The sequence below is a fragment of the Winogradskyella thalassocola genome (genome assembly GCF_900099995.1).
GTDB lineage: Bacteria > Bacteroidota > Bacteroidia > Flavobacteriales > Flavobacteriaceae > Winogradskyella > Winogradskyella thalassocola.
On record NZ_FNCZ01000001.1, the window covers coordinates 769095 to 789683 of the forward strand.

The 20589-nt window shown below is 34.3% G+C and carries 14 protein-coding genes; 3 read left to right on the top strand and 11 right to left on the bottom strand.

Features of this window, described 5'->3' with window-relative positions:
* Positions 1 to 32: 32 nt before the first annotated feature.
* Positions 33 to 1145 (bottom strand): DNA polymerase IV, encoded by a 1113-nt coding sequence (dinB, locus tag BLT80_RS03235; protein ID WP_092466139.1) that lies wholly within the window; start codon positions 1143 to 1145, stop codon positions 33 to 35.
* Positions 1146 to 1198: 53 nt separating this feature from the next.
* On the opposite strand from dinB, the gene BLT80_RS03240 reads away from it, so the two are divergent.
* The gene (locus BLT80_RS03240) at positions 1199 to 1666 is read left to right on the top strand and encodes a CYTH domain-containing protein (RefSeq protein WP_092466140.1); all 468 of its coding nucleotides are present in this window, start codon (positions 1199 to 1201) and stop codon (positions 1664 to 1666) included.
* 55 nt (positions 1667 to 1721) lie between these two features.
* Here BLT80_RS03240 and BLT80_RS03245 read toward each other — a convergent pair whose 3' ends face one another.
* The 4 genes from BLT80_RS03245 to BLT80_RS03260 all read right to left on the bottom strand — a co-directional run bounded on the left by BLT80_RS03245 (position 1722) and on the right by BLT80_RS03260 (position 11853).
* Positions 1722 to 3635 (bottom strand): OmpA family protein, encoded by a 1914-nt coding sequence (locus BLT80_RS03245; protein WP_092466141.1) that lies wholly within the window; start codon positions 3633 to 3635, stop codon positions 1722 to 1724.
* A gap of 20 nt (positions 3636 to 3655) precedes the next feature.
* Positions 3656 to 4570 carry a PorP/SprF family type IX secretion system membrane protein gene (locus BLT80_RS03250; RefSeq protein WP_092466142.1) on the bottom strand — a complete coding sequence of 305 codons (915 nt, stop codon included), beginning with the start codon at positions 4568 to 4570 and terminating at the stop codon, positions 3656 to 3658.
* Between the two features lie 44 nt (positions 4571 to 4614).
* Positions 4615 to 10677 carry a GEVED domain-containing protein gene (locus BLT80_RS03255; RefSeq protein WP_092466143.1) on the bottom strand — a complete coding sequence of 2021 codons (6063 nt, stop codon included), beginning with the start codon at positions 10675 to 10677 and terminating at the stop codon, positions 4615 to 4617.
* Between the two features lie 225 nt (positions 10678 to 10902).
* On the bottom strand, positions 10903 to 11853 hold the full coding sequence (locus BLT80_RS03260; protein WP_092466144.1) for an endonuclease/exonuclease/phosphatase family protein: 951 nt from the start codon (positions 11851 to 11853) through the stop codon (positions 10903 to 10905).
* Positions 11854 to 11924: 71 nt separating this feature from the next.
* On the opposite strand from BLT80_RS03260, the gene hflX reads away from it, so the two are divergent.
* Together hflX and BLT80_RS03270 are read left to right on the top strand one after the other, a co-directional pair.
* Positions 11925 to 13136 (top strand): GTPase HflX, encoded by a 1212-nt coding sequence (gene hflX, locus BLT80_RS03265; RefSeq protein WP_092466145.1) that lies wholly within the window; start codon positions 11925 to 11927, stop codon positions 13134 to 13136.
* A gap of 13 nt (positions 13137 to 13149) precedes the next feature.
* Positions 13150 to 15420: a transglycosylase domain-containing protein gene (locus BLT80_RS03270; protein WP_092466146.1), complete on the top strand. Its 2271-nt coding sequence runs from the start codon at positions 13150 to 13152 to the stop codon at positions 15418 to 15420.
* Positions 15421 to 15498: 78 nt separating this feature from the next.
* On the opposite strand, the gene BLT80_RS03275 is transcribed toward BLT80_RS03270, so the two are convergent.
* The 6 genes from BLT80_RS03275 to BLT80_RS03300 form a co-directional block, all read right to left on the bottom strand.
* The gene (locus BLT80_RS03275; RefSeq protein ID WP_092466147.1) at positions 15499 to 16407 is read right to left on the bottom strand and encodes a DUF3078 domain-containing protein; all 909 of its coding nucleotides are present in this window, start codon (positions 16405 to 16407) and stop codon (positions 15499 to 15501) included.
* A gap of 139 nt (positions 16408 to 16546) precedes the next feature.
* Positions 16547 to 17053 (bottom strand): DUF2480 family protein, encoded by a 507-nt coding sequence (locus BLT80_RS03280; protein WP_092466148.1) that lies wholly within the window; start codon positions 17051 to 17053, stop codon positions 16547 to 16549.
* 18 nt (positions 17054 to 17071) lie between these two features.
* Positions 17072 to 18907, bottom strand: a complete 1836-nt coding sequence (locus BLT80_RS03285) for an ABC transporter ATP-binding protein (RefSeq protein ID WP_092466149.1) — start codon at positions 18905 to 18907, stop codon at positions 17072 to 17074.
* Between the two features lie 13 nt (positions 18908 to 18920).
* Positions 18921 to 19247 (bottom strand): iron-sulfur cluster assembly protein, encoded by a 327-nt coding sequence (locus tag BLT80_RS03290; protein WP_092466150.1) that lies wholly within the window; start codon positions 19245 to 19247, stop codon positions 18921 to 18923.
* A 51-nt stretch (positions 19248 to 19298) separates the two neighbouring features.
* Entirely contained in the window at positions 19299 to 19721 is a 423-nt protein-coding gene (locus BLT80_RS03295) for a SufE family protein (RefSeq protein ID WP_092466151.1), read from the bottom strand.
* 33 nt (positions 19722 to 19754) lie between these two features.
* Positions 19755 to 20573, bottom strand: a complete 819-nt coding sequence (locus BLT80_RS03300) for an META domain-containing protein (protein WP_175455540.1) — start codon at positions 20571 to 20573, stop codon at positions 19755 to 19757.
* Positions 20574 to 20589 lie beyond the last annotated feature (16 nt).

Here is a 20589-nt window from a genome sequence, read left to right on the forward strand (position 1 = left end):
TCAAATCCTATGGCATAGCATCTTGCATAAAATTAAAAGCTAAATTTTAATTGAACACTAACGGATTTTTTTTCTTGATCTGACGGTTTGGTTTTCTTTGGTTTTTCGGTATTTAAATTAGATAAAGAGATGCCTAATAGTCTAACGGAATTATTCAACTTGTTTTGATAAAGTAAATCTTTGGCGGTTTCTAATATAATAGATTTATCACTGACATAATAGGGTAAAGTTTTACTTCGTGTTTGTAGAGTAAAGTCACTATATTTTATTTTTAAAGTGATGGTTTTACCCGAGACTTTACTTTTAGCAAGTCGTTTAGCGACCTCTTCTGATATATGCTCTAATTTTTCTAACATAAAAATTTCCGAGGATAGGTTTTTGTTAAACGTACGCTCTGCGGCTAATGATTTTCTAATCCTGTTGGGTTTAACCTCACTGAAATGAATGCCTCGCACAACATCATAATAATAGCGTCCAGATTTACCAAAGTTTTTATCTAAATACTCTAAAGATTTTGCTTTTAAATCTTTACCAGTAAAAATACCTTTTTGATACATTTTTTCGGCAGTAACTTTACCTACACCATAGAATTTTCTGATGTCTAAATCTTCTAAAAATTGAAAGACATCTTCTGGGTTTACGGTTTTCTGTCCGTTGGGTTTATTGTAGTCGCTAGCGACTTTAGCAATAAATTTATTTATAGAGATACCTGCGGAAGCCGTTAAGCCTACTTCGTCGAAAATCCGCTGTCTAATCTCTTCTGCGATTAATGATGCGCTAGGAAACCCTAATTTGTTTTCTGTGACGTCTAAATACGCTTCGTCGAGAGACAGAGGCTCTACTAAATCAGTATACTCTAAAAAAATCTTACGAATGCGTTTCGAAATTTCAGTATAACGTTCAAAATCTGTTTTTACAAAAATCAATTCTGGACATAGCTTTATAGCTAACCTGCCAGACATAGCACTTTTTACTCCAAATTTTCGTGCTTCATAACTCGCAGCACTTACAACACCTCGTGTTCCACCACCCCCAACAGCAATGGGTTTACCTTTAAGTTCGGGATTATCCATTTGCGCTACAGAGGCATAAAATGCATCCATATCTATATGAATTATCTTTCTTATTGGTAAATCGTGAATCATACTGTAAATTTAGACATTAAATGCCTTTTAAATTGTAATTATTAAGACTTGTGATGATTGAAATAGAACGAAAATTTTTGGTGAATTCTGATGCTTTTAAAACAGAAGCGTATACTTCCTACACTATAAAACAAGGTTTTTTAAATAGTAATAAAGCCCGAACCGTGAGAGTGAGATTAAAAGATGACAAAGGGTACTTAACCGTTAAAGGAAAATCTACAGCGAACGGTTTATCGCGTTTTGAGTGGGAGAAAGAAATTTCTCAATCAGATGTAGAAGCTTTATTACCACTTTGTGAACCAGGAATTATTGATAAAACACGATACGAAGTTAAATCTAAGGATCATATTTTTGAAGTTGATGAGTTTTACGGTGATAATGAAGGTTTAGTTATTGCAGAGGTGGAATTAAGATCTGAATCAGAGAACTTTGAAAAGCCAAATTGGTTAGGTAAAGAAGTGACAGGTGATATCAAATATTACAATTCACAATTGAGTAAAAAACCTTATAAAAAATGGTAAAAAAAGCCTATTCGTTTTAAAGAATAGGCTTTATAATTTTTATGTAGACTAAGATTTATTCTGTAGCAGATGTTCCACTAACAATAATAAATTCTGATCGTCTGTTTTCTGCATGTTGTTCTTTAGTACAACCCGCTGAACAATCTACTTTAGGTTCAGTTTCACCTTTACCCATTCCAGAAATACGAGATTCGTCGATACCTTTAGAAATCACGTACTGAACTGTAGTTTTTGCTCTACGCTCAGAAAGTGCTTTATTATAAGCATCTGGACCTCTGTTATCGGTATGAGATGTCGCAGTAATAACCAAGTTTGGATATTTCGTCATAATTTGAACCAATTTATCTAATTCAAAAGCAGCTTGAGCTGTGATGTTCGACTGGTCAAATTCAAAGAAAATTGGCGCTAAATCAATGGTCTCAGCTGCAATTAACTTCTCAATAGGATCTAAAGAAATTTGAACATTGTTTTCTTCTTCGTTAGAACCTTTTACTTGTACTTTTTTGCTGTCAAAGCCATCCATAACAACTTCAAGTTCTGAATCTTCATCACATTCTACAATAAATTCAGCAACACCTTCGTCATTAGTTGTTTTTGAAACGACTTTATTTCCGTCTGCATCAAATAATGAAACTGATGCACCACTAATAGGTTCACGTGTTTTATCATCTATTACAGTTGCACTAATTAGTACATCACAAAGTGGTTGTAATTTCTTAAAGGTATATACATCGTCGCTACCTTTTCCACCAGCTCTGTTAGAAGATACAAATCCTTCATCATTCTCTTCATCAATAGAAAACGCAAAATCATCTGAATTACTGTTAATAGGTATACCTACATTACGCACAGGCGCTAACTTACCATCAATTACTTTAGTATAAAACACATCTAATCCACCAAGTCCTAAATGGCCATTTGAAGAAAAGTAAGGGGTGTTGTTGCTACTAATATATGGGAACATTTCCTGGCCTTCAGTATTTACTTTTTGACCTAAGTTTTCTGGGTCGCCAACAGTACCATCATCGTTTATTGCTGCTTTGTAAATATCAAAGTCACCAAAACCACCTGGCATATTTGAAGCGAAGTATATTGTTTTACCATCGGCACTTACTGCAGGGTTTTTAACTGAGTAGTTTTCGCTATTAATAGCTAATGCTTCTACAGTATCCCAGTCCTTGCCTAATTTGGTCGCTTTAAATAAATAAAGTTGACTAAATTTTGTACTGCTTAAAGAATCCTTTTGAAAATCTTTTTCGTAATAACTTTCTCTAGAGAAATACATCGTTTTACCATCTGGAGAAAACGATACTAAACCTTCGTGGAATCTTGTGTTTATTTTGTTATTAGCTAACTCAGCTTCTTGGTACGTGTCATCTGTGTTCTTAGTAATTGTATAAATATCTAAAAATGGTTGATCGTTCCATCCGTAAGTTTTACGGCTATCATTACGACCCGATGTGATGTATAATTTACCATCGTTGATAATACCACCAAAATCTGATTGCTCTGAGTTAAAATCTGCATTCTGAACATTAAACTTTTTACCTTGTTCTAAAATTTTAGGAAGGTAATCTGGATTTTTTCTAAACGCAGCAGCACGATGATCAGAAGGACGCAATGAAGCAAATTTGTCCATTTGCACATTAGATGCTTCGTACTTTCCATTAGCTTTTAACATTTGTGAGTACTTATATACCATTTCTGGCTTATCAGATGTTTCTAGTGCTTTAGCATACCAACGCTCAGCAGCTTCTGTATTAAAAATGTTATAGTAACTCTCTGCAAGTTGTGCGTAAACATAAGCATCAGCTTCACCATTATCTACGAGCTTATTGTAGCTTTCTATAGCTTTAACAAATTCGTATTGTGCGAATTGTTTATCTGCTTTTTTAGTGTCTTTATTCTGAGCAGTTAGGCAAAAGCTACTCATCAATGTAATTAATAATAATGTTTTATAGTTTTTCATAATTGATTTAGCTTAACTGATTAAAAGTATCTAGGTGAACGAGAAACACGTTTCGAAAAATTAAGATCAAACAATAGCATGATCTCGTGAGATGCTGGTGCATACGCTTTAATATCTGAAGATATAGCATCATACGCATAACCAATCCTTACAGATGGTGATAACGCAAAATTAACTAAACCAGAAAAAGAATCGTCTAATCTATATGACGCTCCAATTTCAAATTTCTTATAGAATCTTGCATTTACATTAACATCAAATGATGTTGGTGCATCAAATGCAGACTTCACCATAAATGATGGCTTCAACTCCGTATTTGGTGACAAATCGAACACGTAACCACCAGTTAAGAAATAGTGTTGTGTTTCAGATCCTATTTTATAACCATCAGCGTCTAAATGCACTGATGATAATAAATTTGGTACAGATAAGGATAGATAATATTTATTAGTGTAATAAAAGAAACCTGCTCCGACATTAGGTGTTGTAGTATTAATGTCTTGTGCAAAAAATGGATCTGTATTATCCACCACGTTTACACCAGAGTTTAACCCTATATCATGAAACGTAGCTCCCGCTTTTACACCAAATGCTAATCGATGTTCACCACCTAATTGTAATGTGTACGATAGGTCGATATAAGCATTGGTTTCCTTAACAGGACCAATTTGATCTGAAATAAGAGACAGACCTAACCCAAGGTTATTGCCAATAGGTGCATGACCGAAAAATGTTCCTGTTTCTGGTCCACCGTCAATCTTAGTCCATTGATTTCTGTATAATAGTCCAAAAGAAAGATTTTCTTTTGAGCCTGCATAGGCAGGATTAACTAAATTCATATTATACATGTACTGCGTGTACTGAGGGTCTTGTTGCCCATGCATCTGCAACTGAAATGCTAAAAGCAAAACCGCTATAATAGAGAGTTTTTTCATTATAATAAGTTGATTCTGTTAGTTAAGTTATTCTTTTAATTGATTTATCTGTTAATATATACCCAAGCACTTTTTGATTTTGCACCACCTTCGTACACAACAGTATAGAAATAAGTACCTACTGGTAACTCATCACCATCATTAGTTTGTCCAACCCATTCATCCGTATAATTATTTTTTGAATATACGAGGGTTCCGTTTCTGTTGAATATTTCGAGTTTAGTAACATCAAAACTACTTAAGTCAAAACTATCATTCTGGCCAGGTGATACTCCTGGAGAAATACCTTCAGGGAAAATACAAGACTCTGCCTCTTCAACAGTTGCTGTTATTGTATTAGAACATCCAGTACTATTAAAGGTTATTGTTGCTGAATATTCACCTGCAAGAAGTACAGAACTTAAGGTTGTTCCACTTCCACTTATTGGATTACCATCTAAAGACCAAGTGACTGAAACATCAGCATCAGTAAAGTTAGAAGGGGCTACACCAATTGTAATTGGAACTGTTGCAGCTGGACAAACTATATAATTATATTGAAGATCAAAATTAGCTAATGGCACGATGTTAACTTCTAATGCAAAAGAAGTGGTTTGGTAACAGCCCGTTACTGTATTCTCAGCTCTTACATAAACAGTTTCTCCAGAACTAGAATATGGACTAGTTAATGCTTCTGATCCAGCTTCTGCTAATTCTAAAGAGGTATGGTAAGAAATAACGATATCAGCTTCCGTTGTAACATCAGTATTTATTGAAACTAAATCAAATTCTGTTTCACCATCTACTGTACCATCTAAATCATCACAAACTACAAAATCATCTGGTTGATTTATAACTGGTCTAGGGTTAACTATTAACTCTACTTGAGATAACTCACGACATCCTATGAATCCGTTCGTTGCAGCATCAGCATCTTCTATTCTCATAATTAGGATTTCACCAGTTGAGTCAAAAGGAGAAGTTACAGGGTTTATAGCTTGGTTAGCATCATCTGTATTCAAATAATAACTTACCGTAAATCCTTCAAGACCAAGGGACGTAGTGAAAGCGTCTAAATCAAATGCCTCCGTTCCGTCGGCTTCTGGTCCATCACATTCAGTGATGGTTTGAGGAGCTAATGGCTCTGGATCTTCATAAAGGTATATAAATGCTATTTGAGAAAACGCTTCAGACCCACATTGGTTATCAGTAGCCTGTACTTGGTAATTGTTAGATTCTGTAACAACAAGAGTTGAAGAAGTTTCTCCTTCCATAACAAAACCATCTTTATACCAAACATATTCATCTGCAAATGGTGAACTCGTTTCTAACGTTATGGAATCGAAACCACAAACACTAGCTTCAACGATATTAGGATCATCAGTCTCTGCCAGAATAACTTCGTTACTAACAATTTCAGCAGAGATTTCTGCTTCAATAGTTCCATCTGTTGGACCACCTCCGTTGGTTTGCTCTATAGTAATTGTACCTGGTTGGTTTCCATAGTTAGAAACAAGCAATATATAGATTTCACCTTCTAAGGCGTTGTCTATTGTAAGTGTTTCTATAGATTCAGCTGACCAACTACAATCTGCAATGTTTCCATATGGGTAAAATTCTGGTGCGTATGGAATTCCTGGACAATCACCTGGTGTTGGACAACCCAAATCTATATTACCACAAGAATCTTCTATAGAACTAAAAGGTCCCCAAAGTGCATAATCGACGTCTAAACCATCTCCTTCATCATCAACTTGTGATATTGTAATTTCAACCAATCCAGGATTACCAATTTGAATAGTATTCCATGTTGGGTTTTGAGCAGAAGTTAAACATGCTATTGCACCAGCAGATGGAATACCAAATATACTTGGTGCTACTAAAGCTCCTCCTTGTGAACAGAAATTCTCTGCATTGTCACAGATAGTATTTGTAGGCGCAGGTCTAATACAAAGATCAAACGTAGACGTTTCTAATTGACTACCTCCGCTAAAGACTCTTAAATAATAGGTTGTACCAATAGTTAATTGAGGTGTTATGCTTGCATCGCTGTCTGAGCAATATAATTCAGTTAAAGATCCACAAGATCCTTCATATACAGCATGGTCTAAGTTGGTAGTACCTCCAACGATATTAATAATTGAAATAAGTTGAACTTCACTTAAAGCTGTAAACTCAAACCAAACATCATCATTTGGTGTGCCCGTACAAGAACTATCAGGAATACCTGAAGGTGTTGCAGCAAGGATAGTACCTGGAGTTACTAAATCGCAACTACCAAACTCATTGACTACTGCCATTATAGCTTGGGCACATTCATCATTAACTGGTGGGCATGCTAAAACTTCAAAAGTATCACTGCTGATAACACAATTATTATCTTGTTCATTAGTTACAAATATCTTAACTGCAGTTCCAAAATCGAAAGGACCAGCTTGGTAGGTTTCAGCATCAAATACTTGAATTGTGCCTCCGTCAAAATTATTTGAAATTATTAATGAATCAGCATCACCTAAACTTATAACATTTACAGCAATGTAAAATTGATCGTTATCACAGTCTGGTACTGTTGTATATTCTGCTTCTGCTAGTGTACAGTTTAATTCTTGAACGTTTACTGTAAAATCTAAAGTTACACCCCAAGTACCATTATAACATGGATTAACAGGTGTTTGTACAAAATCAGTTCCTACGATTCGCATTCTATGTTCTCCTATTGGAGCGGTTAAAGGCATCGTAAATGAAGCATCTAATATATGTGGATTACTACCACCTGCAGAAGCTCCTCCATAAACCATCTCAGTAGCATCGAAGATTAAGTCATCATTAAAATCTATCCAGATATTAGTATTGTAGGTTGCTGTATGTGCATATTCTATTTCTACATTGGTATTTATTCCTTGGAAAACATTCACGACAGGTGACGTATTATTTTCATAAGTGACATCTCCTGGACTTGGGAAATCTGTTAACCCAATTGTTGCGTTGTTAACTCCATTACCATCATTAGATGAAGGAATAGAAGCACAGTAACCCGTATAGAACTCGAAGGGCCCATTAAATGAACTTAAATCTCCAGGGCCACATACGGCTTGTACATAATACTCGTAGCTTGTATCTGATGTTAAATCAGATAAAATATATGGATTAGTAGTAATACCTTCTTCAATTGTACCAGTACCAAGTGCGAAACCAGCTTCACCGTATTGTATATTCCAAGTTGTTGAAGCTCCGTTTTCTGTCCAACCTAATTCCGTAGAAGTTAAGCTTAAATTTATAGCAGTTAAATCTGTTGGCTCAGGACACGTTGGAATGCCTCTCACTCTAAAGTTATCTACAAAAATATCATTATCGGCATTATCATCCACAGTTCCACTAGTAGCATAAAATGCAAATTGCACTATCTGACCACTGTATGCTGTTAAATCCATTACAGGATGATCACCAGTATCAGGTAATGTAGAAGTGTTATCATATGTTATTAACGATGACCATGTTGCTCCGTTATCGGTAGATATTAAGAATTCTACGACATCATCTGAACCTAATGTTCCAACACTAGCACTTCCCCATGGTGTAATTCCAAAATCAAACTCTACTTGAAACGGCCCACCTGTTAAATCAAATTGTGGTGTTAAAATCCAATCATTAAAAGGATCACCGAATGGTGCGAAAATGTTTATTTTGTATGCTCCTGTTGTGCCATTATTAAGAAATCCATCAACAGTCCAAGAACTGTCACCTAAATCTGTAGGGCCAGTAGTTAAATCTCCATTATCTGCCTCATTCCAACATTCAGGTGCATCAGCAAAAGTAACATCTGCAAAGTTTTGGATATAATCAGGAATAAATACAGAACATAATGTTGTGAAATTTAAAGGACCAGTGAAAACACTGATATCTCCACCACAATCCGATTGTACATAAAAATCATAAGAGGTAATTGCATCTAAACCTGTTACAATATAAGGACTAGAAACGTTAAAATCCGTAGGTGTACCTGTTGGTGTTTCCCCTGCTTCTACAATTTCTACATTCCAAATGGTCGACGTTCCTGCTTCTACCCACGATAATTCTGCACCATCAGAGGTTATGTTTGTTACTGCTAAATCATTTGGTTCAGGACAGTCAGGTACTGCTCTAACTTGAAAATTATCTACAAAAACATCTACATCTACTGTGTCATCAACAGTTCCGTCAGTTGCATATATTCCAAATTGAACTATTTGACCACTATATGCCGTTAAATTCACGACAGGGTGTGCACCACTTGCAGGTACTGTAGATGTACTATCATAAGTTACTAAAGTCGTCCATGAAGCTCCGTTATCGTCTGATATTAATAATTGTACTGAATCATCAGAACCTAATGTACCAGCATTGGCATTACCCCATTGTGTGATTCCAAAATCAAATTCTACTTGGAAAGGACCACCAGTTAAATCAAACTGTGGTGATAAAATCCAGTCATTTAAAAATGTACCGTATACATTTACTTTATACGAACCAGTTGTACCGTCATTAAGAAATCCATCTACAGTCCAAGAACCAGCTCCTAAATCTGTAGGCCCGGTAGTAGGGTTACCATCATTTGCCTCATCCCAACATTCAGGTGCTAAAGCAAAAGTAACATCTGTAAAGTCTTGAAAGTAATCTGGAATAGTGACATCACATAAAGTAGTAAAAGTAAAAGGGCCTGTCCATAAGCTTAGCTCACTACCACAATTAGCTTGTACATAGTAATCGTAACTTGTTAAACCATCTAAGCCAGTGGCGTTATATGGGTTTGCAACATTCGTTCCCGTAGGATTCCCTGTTGGAGCTGTTCCTGTTGGTACAACCTCAACGTTCCATTCTGATACAGCTCCAACTTGTGTCCAAGCAAGATCCGCATTATTAGCACCAACCCCATTTGTGGTTAATGCACTTGGTGGAATACAATTAGGTGCTGCAGTAATATTTATAATCATGTCAACTGTTACACCGTATGTACCTGAATAACATGGGTTAGGTGTTGCTTGACCAGAGTCAGCTGTTCCTATTCTCATGTTGTAAACTCCTAACGGTGCATCAGGCATTACAAAAGAAGCGTTAAGTGTTGTTGGATCGTCAAAAGTTGATACTCCGTCATAAAATAGTTCTGTTTCATTGTCAAAAACTAAATCATTATTAATATCAATCCAAACATTAGTATCATAGGTGTACCCTGTGCCAAATGTTATTTGTAAGTTAGCATTTACGGCAGCAGCCAAATCAACAGTTGTTCCTGTAAAATCTTCATAGGTAACATCAGGTCCTCCAGAAGTGAAGGTTTCGGTTCCTAATAGCACCTCAAGAATACCAGCTCCATCAAGTGATGACGGTATTGATTCACAATAACCTGTATAAAAAGTGAATGGACCTACCCATTCGCTTGCACCATCCGTTGTACCACAATCGGCTTGATAATAAACATAATAATTTGTATATTCAGTTAAGCCTGTAAATGACGTAGCTGCAGTACCTGTAACCATAACAGAGTTTTCTTCTTCACCATTTCCTGGTGTAAAATCTGCTCCACTGTTATATTCTAAATTCCATGTAGTTTCTGAATAACCTGCAGTCCATGTTAAATCTATTTCTGTGGTTGTTAACATAGAAGTCATCATGTCTGATGGAACAACACATGAAGGACTTTCAAATAACGTTACTACAATGTTAGACCAATTAGCTTGTGATGGATCGTAACTTTGATTTAAAATTAAATCCATAAAACCATCTGTTGTTGGATCATAAACTCCAGAAAAGTTTCCTGCAAAGGTTAGAGTTGTATCATCATCACTATAAGCAGAACCTGTAGTGGCTGGGTCTATTAAAACAGAACCCGCTGTAGTAACAACTGTAAGATCTGCTTCATTAGAATATGGTAATCCATCTAATTGTGACCAATCTACTGATATAGAAAACGAATCATAACTACCTGTTGAAGATGCTGGTGCACCAGCTGTATTAGCGATATCGTTTAAATTAATTGTAGTATACTCTCCTGATACTACTGCTGTTGGTCCCACTATTGGTGGAAAATCATATTGAGCGCTAGCTGTAAGGAAGAAACCTAGCATGATTAAAAATAGAGTAATTTTTTTCATTATTAATCGGTTTGTTAAAAATTATTTAATTTCTTTATAACTGTTTGATTATAAAGTTGTTTGTTGGTTTTTTTAGAAAAATTGTGTTGTGTTCTGCATAGCTGACGTTGGTTAGACGTTTTGACTATGCGAACTCGAATATATAAAAAATGACTATTAACATGTTGTTAACAATATTAAAATAGATTAACTACCGTATTAATCGACAAATGGGTGGGCTATTTTTTATGAAGGCTTCAATTCAATAAAAACAGGGAAATGATCGCTGTAACCTCCCTTATATTTTTTGCCTACGAAGGTCCTAAAAGGTTGACCTTTATATTTGCCTTCTAATTGCGTAAGAAATTTACTATTAAAAACTTTAGCGTCGCTAAATACTAAGTTCGAATTACTAGTGTCAAAAAAATTAGTAGTGAATAAAATTTGATCAAATAAGTTCCATTGGAAATTATGACTTAGGCTTCCGTTATCTCTAGACCAAACGGTTTTAAATGGATTAAAAAGACCACTTTCGTTTTCAAGTAATAACAAACTATTACAATTGGGATTATCATTAAAGTCTCCCATTACAATAATTTTAGCGTTTAAATTTTCCTTTTTTAGCTTTTTAATAACAGCATTTACAACATTGGCGGAAGCTATGCGCTTAAATTCAGTCTCTTTTACACCCTCTCTTCGAGATGACCAATGATTAACAATTATATTAATAAGTTCATTATTAAGTTCTCCTTGTACCAAAAGAATATCTCTAGTGTAATCTTGTTCTCCCTTTTCGTTTTGAAGATATACAGAAAAGGTTTCAGAATGGGTTATATTAAAAATATCAGGTTTATATAGTAATGCTACGTCTATGCCTCTTTCATCTAGGGAGTCAAAATGAATATATTTATAGTTTTCATCGATAAGATTTTTACTATTTATTAAATCTGAGAGAACATTTTGATTTTCAACTTCTGCTAAACCGATGATTACTGGCGCAATTTGATTATCTTCATTACCTATTTGGGGTATTACAGTTCCCAATTTCATTAATTTGTTTTGATAGCGCTTTAAAGTCCAGCGTTTTTGAGATGTAGGTAAAAAATCTTTATCATTTGTTAAAGGGTCTTTGTTTATATCGAATAAGTTTTCGATATTATAAAATGCAATTGTATAAGGGTCAATATTATTATTCATAGGATTAAATATAGGTTTTTAAAATATTATTAGGACTAAACCATTTGCTTAACTTTGTACTTTACTTAATTATGATAGAGAAAAAAGATATAGAATTAGAGAAAGCTGTACTCATTGGAGTTGTTACACAAGATCAAGATGAAGAAAAGTCTAAAGAATACTTAGACGAATTAGAGTTTTTAACTTTTACAGCAGGTGGAGAGGTTGTAAAACGCTTTACGCAGAAAATGGCCATGCCCAACCCTAAGACCTTTATTGGTACGGGTAAGATGGAAGATGTTAGGCAGTTTGTTGAAGCCAATGATATTGGTACTGTAATTTTTGATGATGAGTTAACTCCAGCTCAAGAACGAAATATTAGTAAGATTTTAGAATGTAAAATTCTTGATAGGACAAATCTTATCTTAGATATTTTTGCGCAACGTGCGCAAACTAGTTATGCAAGAACACAAGTAGAATTAGCGCAATGCGAATACTTACTGCCACGACTAAAAGGAATGTGGACACACCTCGAGCGTCAAAAGGGTGGTATTGGAATGCGTGGACCTGGTGAAACCGAAATTGAAACAGATAGACGTATTGTACGCGATAGAATTTCCTTATTAAAGGATAAGATTAAAACCATTGATAAGCAAATGTCCGTTCAACGTGGTAATCGAGGACAAATGGTACGTGTGGCTTTAGTCGGGTATACCAATGTTGGTAAATCTACTTTAATGAATGTTATTAGTAAAAGTGAAGTTTTTGCAGAAAACAAATTGTTTGCGACCTTAGATACTACGGTTAGAAAAGTAGTGATTGGTAATCTACCATTCTTAATGAGTGACACAGTTGGATTTATTAGAAAACTACCAACACAATTAGTAGAATCTTTTAAAAGTACTTTAGATGAAGTCCGTGAAGCTGATTTGTTGCTTCATGTGGTAGATATCTCACATACTAATTTTGAAGAACATATAGACTCTGTAAATCAGATTTTAGATGAGATTGATAGTAAAGATAAACCAACTATTATGGTCTTTAATAAGATAGATGCATATGAAGCGGAGCCTTTTGATGAGGAGGATTTAGTAGAAGTGCGTACTAAGGCTAATTATACTATCGAAGAATGGAAAAAAACTTGGATGTCTAGAGTGGGAGATAATGCTTTATTTATTTCGGCATTAAATAAAGAGAATATGGACGAATTTAGAAAACGCGTTTATAAAGAAGTTAGAGAAATCCATGTGACACGTTTTCCATACAATCATTTCCTATATCCAGACGTTGAAGATATAGAATAAAAAATTCTTTTGTATGAAAGCTTCTCCATCACGCTTTAAAACTTCAATTAAAAAGATTTTAAAAAACAAATGGATAAAATGGCTCGTTATTCTCCTAACAGCCATTTTATTGTTTCTGTTTGGTCTATATATTAGCATATATGTAGGTTTATTCGGAAAAGTTCCAACTATAGAGGATATCAGTTCTATTAAGCAAGAGCAAGCGACTCAGCTTTTAGACAAAGACGAAAAATTAATTGGCAAATACTATATCTATGACAGGCAACCTGTAACGTATGAGGATTTGCCAAAACATCTTATCGATGCATTAGTTGCTACTGAAGATTCTCGTTTTTATGAGCACGATGGTATAGACAACATTAGCTTAATGCGAGTGTTTGTAAAAAGTTTAATTCTTCAAGATAAATCAGCTGGGGGCGGAAGCACGATAACACTTCAACTCGCAAAGAACTTATATGGCAGAAAGAATTACGCATTATTCAGCATGCTTATTAATAAGTTTAAAGAATCAATTGTTGCCAAGCGTATAGAATCCGTTTATTCTAAAGAAGAAATTTTAACCTTATATCTCAACACGGTTCCATTTTCTGATAATACGTATGGTATCGAAAGTGCGTCGCTTAAATTTTTCAATAAATCGGTAAATGACATTTCAATTCTTGAAGCGGCAACTTTAGTAGGCACATTAAAAGCAAATACGTATTACAATCCTAGAGTTCATTTAGAGCGAAGTAAAGATCGAAGAAATGTCGTTTTGAGTCAAATGGTAAACTATGGTTATCTTTCTAAAGACTCATTAGCCTATTTTTCAGAACAAGATCAACAATTAGACTATCGCTCTTTTAATCATGATTTAGGTTTAGCTCCTTATTTTAGAGCTGAAGTAAAAAAACAATTAGAATCTATTTTAGACACTTTAAAAACACCTGAAGGAGAAAAATACGACCTCTATAAAGATGGCTTAATTGTTCATACCACCTTAGATTTTAAAATGCAGCAATTGGCGGAAGCGGCTATGAAAGAGCATATGAGTAAGCTTCAAGTTGATTTTGAAACATCGTATGGCAAAAATTCACCTTGGGAAACCAATTCTAAATTGATTGAAAGTGCCATTGCTAAACTTACTAAGGTACAAACTTATAAAGAACAAGGATTAACTAAAAATCAAATTGAAGATTCATTAAATATTAAACGACCTACAGACTTATTTAGTTGGAAAGGTGATACGATTAAAAACATATCCACGATAGATAGTTTGAAACATTATCTAAAATTTTTAAACACAGGAATGTTGTCTGTTGAGCCAACCACTGGAGCCGTAAGAGCTTATGTTGGAGGAATTGATTACAGATATTTTAAATACGATCATATTTCGCAAAGCGAACGCCAAGTCGGATCTACTTTTAAACCTTTTGTATATACGGCTGCCATTAATAACAGTTTAAGTCCATGTACGTACTTTTCATTAAACAAAGTGACGTATACAGATTATGACGACTGGACACCGACCAATTCCGGAAGTGATGAAGAAGATCCTTTTATTAATTACACCTTAGAAAACGCTTTAAGTAATTCGGTAAACACCATTTCTGTTAAGGTTTTAGAAGAAGTTGGTATTCCAAAAGTATTGGAGCAAGTTGAAAAGTTGGGGATTTCAAAAAAACTACCCAATGAACCCTCATTAGCATTAGGAGTTGCAGCAATAAGCGTGAAGGATTTAACAGGTGCCTATGCTAGTTATCTTAATAAAGGTAAAGCCGTAAAACCGTATTACATTACTAAAATAGAAGACAAATTTGGAAACGTCATTGCAACGTATCAACCTGAAATTTCTGAAAAAGAAGCCTATACTGAATACACGAGGCAGGTGCTTTTAGAAATGATGAAATCTACAGTTAATAAAGGTACAGCAACACGATTAAGAAGTACCTACGGATTAAAAAATGAAATTGCAGGTAAAACAGGAACCACACAAAATAACAAAGACGGGTGGTTTGTTGGCTTAACACCTAAGTTGGTAACGATCACTTGGGTTGGTAATGACAATCACAGCATTGGATTTAAATCTACAGGTATGGGGCAAGGGTCTAATTCCGCATTACCTATTTTTGCTAAATTCTATCAGAAATTGAATAAAGACAGCGACTTCAATACCATTACAAAGGCGCAGTTTGAAAAACCTTCGGAGCAAGTTTTAACAGATTTAGACTGTGAACCTACAAAACGCGACGGTTTTATTAAACGATTGTTTAAGAAAAAAGAGAAAAAGAAAAAGTTTAATTAAAGCTAATAGCATCAGTATAAAAAAAGCCTGTCTTAATTTAAGACAGGCTTTTTTTTATGTTGTTGAGCTTATTTAGTACTAGAACTTGTAGCTTAGACCAACTGTGTAATAAGATTGCAATTTATTATCAGCATCAGCTAAGTCTACAGCTTGGTAGTTAGCAGCTTCTTGTTTGTTGCTTCTTAAAGCAAAATCAAAACCAACACCAATCATTTTCCATAAGGTATAGCTAAATGAGTTTGTCCAAGTAAAGTTAGATAGGTCACTATCTTCATAACTTTGGAACGTAGAGAAGTTAGACTTAAAGTTAATAGCTCCGATTTGTCTTGTATAATCTGCTACAATTTTAGCACCTGCAGACGATTGAAAAGCAGCATCATTTTCAGCAAATACAAAGTTGTAGTTTAAAGGGCGAATAACCACAATTAAATTTTCAATAGGAGTCCATGTCGCACCAACACCGACATCTAAAAATCCTGGGTCATTAAAGTCATTTAAAAGTGTAGTTCTGTATTCTGCTAAACCAGAAATAGCCCAAGTCTTACTGATATTTCTACCGTAAAGTGAAGAAATATTAAAAACATCTGATGTAGGTTCAAAATCATCACTATCTGCGTCAGTATCTTTATCATCTAATTTTACCCAAGCAAGACTAATATTAAGCGAGTTTCTCCAAAAATATTTATCTTCAATTTTATTAGCGAAAGCATTAAAAGTGATTCCAATATTTCCTGTTGAATTGTTTGGTGCAGCTTGTGAGTACCAATCATTAAAATTAGATAAGCTACCACCAATAGTACCAAAAGCACCTTTTCTCCAACCTGGCAAGGCATCTATTTGTGCTTGTAAAGCATTCGCTTCTTCTTGAAACTTATTAGCTTCAGCTTGTTTCTCAGCTTTTTGAGCTTGTAATTCTTCTTTTGTTTGAGAAAAACCAAAAGTTACAGCTAACAATACGAGGGTTGATAAAAGTAATTTTTTATTCATAATGGATTAAAATTTAATAATTTAAAGTTGTTTTAATTTGCAAATATAAGAGTTTATTGATTTTAGTAAATACCGTATTACTTCATTGCATCTACTCTTAAGACCATAAAACTTTCAAAAAGTCACATTTTTTTTAATATTATTTTCTTTTAAATAAAGGAACGGAAGAACAAGCTTCACCAAACATAATAGTCCTTGCAATTGGTTTTAATTTTTGAGAAAGCAATACTAAGGCGTTTGAAGGTACAGGTTTATGAGAACACCCTTTTATAATCACTGGTAAGCCTTCATATTGAGCAACTTCTAAATTCGAAATAATCTGAGCATATAAAATGGATTCCAAATCGTCTAGTGAACCAATAACAGTCAATTTAGCATAGTCTTGAAGTTCTATTGAAATTAGCATATAAGCCCAATCGGGTACAATTGCATCAGTTGAACAATATAAGGCCACATAACAATCTTGGTATTGCGACCAATTGTGTTCTGAAACAAAAGCTCTAAAGTCTTTTTCTCGAAGTACTAAACCTTCCATCAACCAATCCTTTATATCAAAAAGAACACGTTCACCTTTTGGATAATAGTCTTCTAAATCTATAACCTTTAGTTTGCTGTTTGCAACTCTATTAATAATCTCTTCTGCCATAGTACAAAGATAATTGATTTACTGATAGCCTTCAGCTTGTAGTGTAAACAATTCAGAATACAAGTCTTCATTTTTCATGAGTTCTTCATGAGTACCGATTTCTAATGCTTTTCCATGTTCTAAAACTAAAATTCTATCTGCCTGGCGAACCGTGCTAAATCTATGGGAAATAATAATACTTGTTTTGCCCTCAGTTAAACCAATAAAACGACCAAAAACTTCGCTTTCTGCTCTAGCATCTAGTGCAGAAGTTGGTTCGTCTAAAATCATCACTTCAGCACTTTTCATATAGGCTCTGGCTAAGGCTACTTTTTGCCATTGACCACCAGATAATTCCTGTCCGTTAGAAAAACGTTTTCCTAATTGCTGGTTATAGCCATGTTTTAATTCGGACACCACTTCGTTGGCTAAACTTAATTCAGCGGCATTTTCAATTTTATCTTGGTTGTCTAGTTCATTAATATTTCCAATAGCTATGTTTTCTCTAACGGTGAATTCATATCTAAAGAAATCTTGAAAAATGACTCCGAAGTATTCTTGATATTCTGCAATATTAAAACGGTTAATATTAATACCGTCTAATAATATGTCACCAGAAGTAGGTTCGTAGAAACGTAATAATAACTTTATTAAGGTCGTTTTACCAGCTCCATTTTGCCCAACAAATGCTAGTTTTTCACCTGCCTTAAGATGAAATGTAATGCCTTTTAAAATTTCAGTTTCGGAATTTGGATAGGCAAAACAGACGTCTTTAAACTCAAAACCTTTAGTAATATATTTTGGTAGCGGAATGTCTTCTTTAACTTTTGAAACAATTGAAATATCTATAAAATCGAAATAATCTTTTAAATACAAAGCACTTTCAGAAATACGGGTGAACTTTGAAAAGAAATCTTGAAGGTTTCGCATTAAGCGGTTAAATGAACCGGATAGAAAGGTTAATTCACCTAGCGTAATCGCTCCAGAAAGCACGCGATAAATAATAAATACATAGGCACCATAATAACTTAAAGACCCTAAAACATTAAATAAAAAACCTAATGCAGATCGCTTAATAGAAAGGGTTTTGTTGAGTTGGTAATATTCTTCTGAAAGGTTTTTAAAACGATCTACCACAAAATCGGTTAAGCCAAAAAGCTTAATTTCTTTAGCTGTTTTATCGTTTGCTCCTATAAATCTTAAATAATCTAACTCGCGTCGCTCAGAAGTCCAGCTTCGGGCTAAAGAATACTGTTGTTGGCTAAATCGGACTTCGTTTATAAATGAAGGAATAATACTTAGTACCAACAGAATAATTAAATAAGGTTCAAAATAAATTAAACCAGCGACTAGTGTTGCAATAGATATGGCGCTTTGTGCTTGTCCAAGGACATTAGACATTAAGCCAACACGACCTGTAGTTTGCGTTCTGGCACGTTCTAGTTTATCGTAAAACTCAGAATCTTCTAATAAGCTAATATTAATCTGATTGGTTTTCTTTATTATGGTTATTGATGTTGCAATACTATATTCATCGCCAAGTAAGCCATCGGTTAAAGAAATGGCTCTACTTACTAAATCGGAAAGAATAATTAATGCAAACTCTGCTGCAACATACGTCCACAGCGTCGTGTAATCCGAAAGATCTAATGAAATTTGTAATATAATTTCATCAATAATGAGTTTCCCAATCCATAAAATGATAACAGGAAGCAAAGCTCCAATAAGTCTACAAAAAGCAGATAACAGGAAAAGACTTTTATTAACTTTCCAGATTTCTTTAAAAAATCTAGGAATATAAACTAAGGCATTAAAAGACGATTTTATACTCGTTTTTTTATCGTCTTTTAATGAGGTAGGTGTGCGTCTTGGCATGTATTGGTTTTAATTAAAGCATCCCAAGCTCTAACTTGGCTTCTTCGCTCATTAAATCTTGTGACCAAGGCGGATCGAAAGTAATCTCTACTTCAGCGTCTTTAACTTCATTAATTGACTTCACCTTTTCTTCTACCTCTAAAGGTAGTGTTTCCGCTACAGGACAATTTGGTGTTGTTAAGGTCATTAAGATTTTAACCTCGCAATCTTCGTTTATTAAAACATCGTAGATTAATCCTAGTTCATAGATATCTACAGGGATTTCTGGATCGTAAATAGTTTTTATAACTCTTAAGATTTTTTCTCCTAATACAGCTGTATCTATAGTTGGTTTGCTCATGTCTTTAAATTTGTGCGTTTATAATTTTATGTGTTCAACAAAAAAGATAAACTAGTTTAATTGTGTTTGGTATGCAATAGCATACATTTTTAGTTGTTTTATCATACTAACCAAGCCATTTGCTCTAGTTGGTGATAAGTGTTCTTTTAGGCCGATTTTATCAATAAAATCGGTGTTAGCTTCAAGAATGTCTTTTGGATGCTGATTAGAAAATACTCTAATCAATATCGCTATAATACCTTTCGTTATAATGGCATCGCTATCTGCAGTAAAGTTCACCTTATCGTCTTCCATATTGGCGTGAACCCAAACTTTACTTTGACAACCTTTTATAATATTATCTTCAGTCTTATATTTTTCGTCTATTAATGGCAGGTCCTTACCTAAGTCTATCATGTATTGGTAGCGTTCCTCCCAATCTTCAAACATTGCGAACTCATCAATAATTTCGTTTTGTACTTCTTCAATAGTCATAGTCTCATGCTTTTGTGCAAAATTACAAAATCGCTATTGTTTTATGGTGTTTTCTTTAATGGATAACACTTTATTAACTAAAGCTTCAATAGCTTTTGGGGGATTTCCATGGTCAAATGTCGGAGTCATGTATTCTAGATCACCTATTTGAAGTGATAATGTTGCGTGTGCTGCTCCATCATGCTGGTGGTTGTGAGATGGTGGGATTAGTTCTGAAAGCCCTTCTAAATCTGCGGCGTCTATTAACCTTTTAAGCTCCTCCCATTCAGTTGTATCAATGGTATAGTTTTTAATATTTTGAAGACTTTGATCTTCAGAAATAGACATTTTTTGTTTAGCGATTAAAATGAAATCAAACGAACCTCGTGTTGAAGCTTGATATTTAACAGCCGTTTTATAAGTGTCATTAGTTATAGATTTTTTTTTAATAGGCGCAATCCTCGTTCCTGAAATTAAAATCTTATCATTTTGTAAAAATGAAATTACGTTTGTATCAATTGAAAACGAATTAATAAGACTCAAAGATTTTAAAAACTGCTTTTCAATGGTCATGATGTCTTTGGGACACAACCTTTTTGAAGCAGCAATATCTCCAAATGTAATTGTATTGTTTTCTGTCGAATAACTCCCGAAAAAACTATTGCAACCAGCGGTTCCATTAACGTTATTAGAAGTCTCGTCAAAAGTAATTACGAGTTTGTTTGAAATAACATTAGTACCTTCTAGCTGCGTTATGTAATAGGTCCCTGAAAGTGTTTCTTGCATATTTTTACTGTTTTCAACAACATCTGTTGAGGATTTACAAGAGCTTATCGTTATTAAAAGCGTGAATAAACTAAGTAGAAATTTCATCATTTAAGGTTTTGAA